This is a genomic window from Pseudomonas sp. K5002 (genome assembly GCF_013386655.1).
Lineage (GTDB): Bacteria > Pseudomonadota > Gammaproteobacteria > Pseudomonadales > Pseudomonadaceae > Aquipseudomonas.
The window spans coordinates 1-2,355 of record NZ_JACARK010000753.1 but is presented as its reverse complement, the minus strand read 5'-3'; the positions used below and the strand labels follow the sequence as shown (position 1 = coordinate 2,355).

Annotated in this window: 3 protein-coding genes; 1 reads left to right on the top strand and 2 read right to left on the bottom strand. The window is 60.6% G+C overall.

The window, feature by feature from the left end:
- The coding region (locus tag HX846_RS27740) for a GntR family transcriptional regulator (RefSeq protein WP_178966516.1) at positions 1–412 on the top strand (412 nt) is incomplete at its 5' end.
- A 123-nt stretch (positions 413–535) separates the two neighbouring features.
- Here HX846_RS27740 and guaD read toward each other — a convergent pair.
- Together guaD and xdhC are read right to left on the bottom strand one after the other, a co-directional pair.
- Positions 536–1,840 (bottom strand): guanine deaminase, encoded by a 1,305-nt coding sequence (gene guaD, locus HX846_RS27735; protein WP_003219093.1) that lies wholly within the window; start codon positions 1,838–1,840, stop codon positions 536–538.
- 7 nt (positions 1,841–1,847) lie between these two features.
- Positions 1,848–2,355, bottom strand: a 508-nt coding sequence (gene xdhC / locus HX846_RS27730; protein WP_178966515.1) for a xanthine dehydrogenase accessory protein XdhC, incomplete at its 5' end; no start/stop codon positions are given.

Here is a 2,355-nt window from a genome sequence, read left to right as displayed (position 1 = left end):
GCAACTGGCCGAGCTGCGGCAGATGGTCAACGACGAGCGCGACAGCTTCTCCCGGGGCGATCGCGGCGCGGGCATCCGGCTTTCCGGCGAGTTCCACCTGAAGCTGGCCGAGGCGGCGAAGAATGCGCCGCTGATCAGTTTCCAGCGCAGTCTGGTGTCCCAGACCTCGCTGATCATCGCCCAGTACGAAAGCGGCAACCGCTCGCACTGTTCCTACGATGAGCACACGCAGTTGATCGACGCGATCGAAGCGCGGGATGCGGATTTGGCGGTGAACCTGATGATGCATCACATGGATCACATCGACAGCAAGCTCAACCTCGATGAGGAAAGCGCGTCGGATGACCTGCATGCGGTGTTCTCGCATCTGTTGCAGACCAAGAAGCCGGGGCGCTCGTCTGTAAAGTTGTAACCCCGATCAAAAATGTGGGAGCTGGCTTGCCTGCGATAGCATCACCTCGGTATCACTGATACACCGAGGTGTCTGCATCGCAGGCAAGCCAGCTCCCACATTTGGTTTGTGGTGTTAGCTGAATCAGCGTTGATGCACCAATTGCCCCGCCGCATACGTCTGCAACACCGCCCGGTCATCCCCCAGCGTCATCAACACGAACAACGTCTCGGCGATGTTATTGGCCTGCTTCAGGCGATAGCTGAGCAGCGGGGTGGCGTTGTAATCCAGTACCAGGAAGTCCGCGTCAGTGCCGGGTTGCAGCGTGCCGATCTTGTCTTCCAGACGCAGCGCCCGCGCACCACCCAGGGTCGCCAGGTACAACGACTTGAACGGACTCAAGCGCGCCCCTTGCAGTTGCATCACCTTGTACGCTTCGTTCAGGGTTTGCAGCAGCGAGAAGCTGGTGCCACCGCCGACGTCCGTACCCAGGCCGACATTCAGCTTGTGCTTCTCGGCCATCGGCAGGTTGAACAAACCGCTGCCCAGGAAGAAGTTCGATGTCGGGCAGAACGCGACTGCCGAACCGGCTTCTGCCAACCGCGCGCATTCGTCGTCGCACAGGTGCACACCGTGGGCGAACACCGAGCGTTCACCCAGCAGTTTGTAATGGTCGTACACGTCCAGGTAGCCCTTGCGCTCCGGGAACAGTTCTTTCACCCATTCCACTTCCTGCAGGTTTTCACTGATGTGGGTCTGCATGTAGAGGTCCGGGTATTCCCCCAGCAGCTGCCCGGCGAGGGTCAGTTGTTCAGGTGTACTGGTCGGTGCGAAACGTGGCGTCACCGCGTAGTGCAAACGGCCCTTGCCGTGCCAGCGCTCGATCAGCGCCTTGCTCTCCGCGTAGCCGGATTCGGCGGTGTCGGTCAAATAGTCCGGCGCGTTGCGGTCCATCATTACCTTGCCGGCGATCATCCGCAGGTCGAGCTTCTCGGCCGCTTCAAAAAACGAGTTCACTGACTGCGGGTGCACGCTGCCAAATACCAGCGCGGTGGTGGTGCCGTTGCGCAGCAGTTCCTTGATGAAAATATCCGCGACTTCTTCGGCGTGGGCCTTGTCGGCGAACTGGCTTTCACACGGGAAGGTGTAGGTGTTGAGCCAGTCCAGCAACTGCTCGCCATAGGCACCGACCATGCCGGTCTGCGGCAGGTGGATGTGGGTGTCGATCAGGCCGGGGGTGATCAGCGCGTCCTGGTAATGGGTGACTTCGATGTCGGCGGGCAGGCTGGCGAGCAAGTCGCTGGCGTGGCCAAGGGCACTGATCTGGCCGTTGTCGATCACCAGCAGGCCGTCCTCGAAATATTCATAGGAGGCTTCGATCCCCACTTCGGCAGGGTCGGCGATGCTGTGCAAAATGGCGGCACGGTAGGCTTTGCGTGTCAAAGGCATGGTCGTCTCAGTTAGTCGCTTGGCTGCGGCGGGATACCGGCAGCAGTTTGGCAATGGGTTCGGCGCTCGCAGTGTGCTGGCCGAAGTTGGCGTTATAGGTGGCGATGATTTCGCCGGCGATGGAGATGGCGATTTCCACAGGCAGTTTGCCTTTGACCTCGGTCAGCCCCATCGGGCAATGCATGCGTTGCAGTTGCGCGGTGTCGAAACCGCGATCCCGCAGGCGGTGTTCAAACTTGACGCGTTTGGTCTTCGAGCCGATCAGGCCGAAGTAGGTGAAGTCATTGCGCTTGAGCAGGGCGGCGGTGAGTTCCAGGTCCAGCGCGTGGTTGTGGGTCATGACGATGCAGTAACTGCCCACAGGCAAGTGGTCGATTTCATCCACCGGCTCTTCGCTGACGATTTTACGCACGCCTTGGGGGATGTGTTCCGGGAATTCCTGTTCCCGCGAATCGATCCAGCGCACCCGGCATGGCAGGCTGGCCAGCAACGGCACCAGCGCGCGGCCCACGTGG

What these genes read in the sequence shown, in the direction of transcription:
- guaD (WP_003219093.1), bottom strand. Translation starts at nt 1,840, where the DNA reads ATGCCTTTGACACGCAAAGCCTACCGTGCCGCCATTTTGCACAGCATC.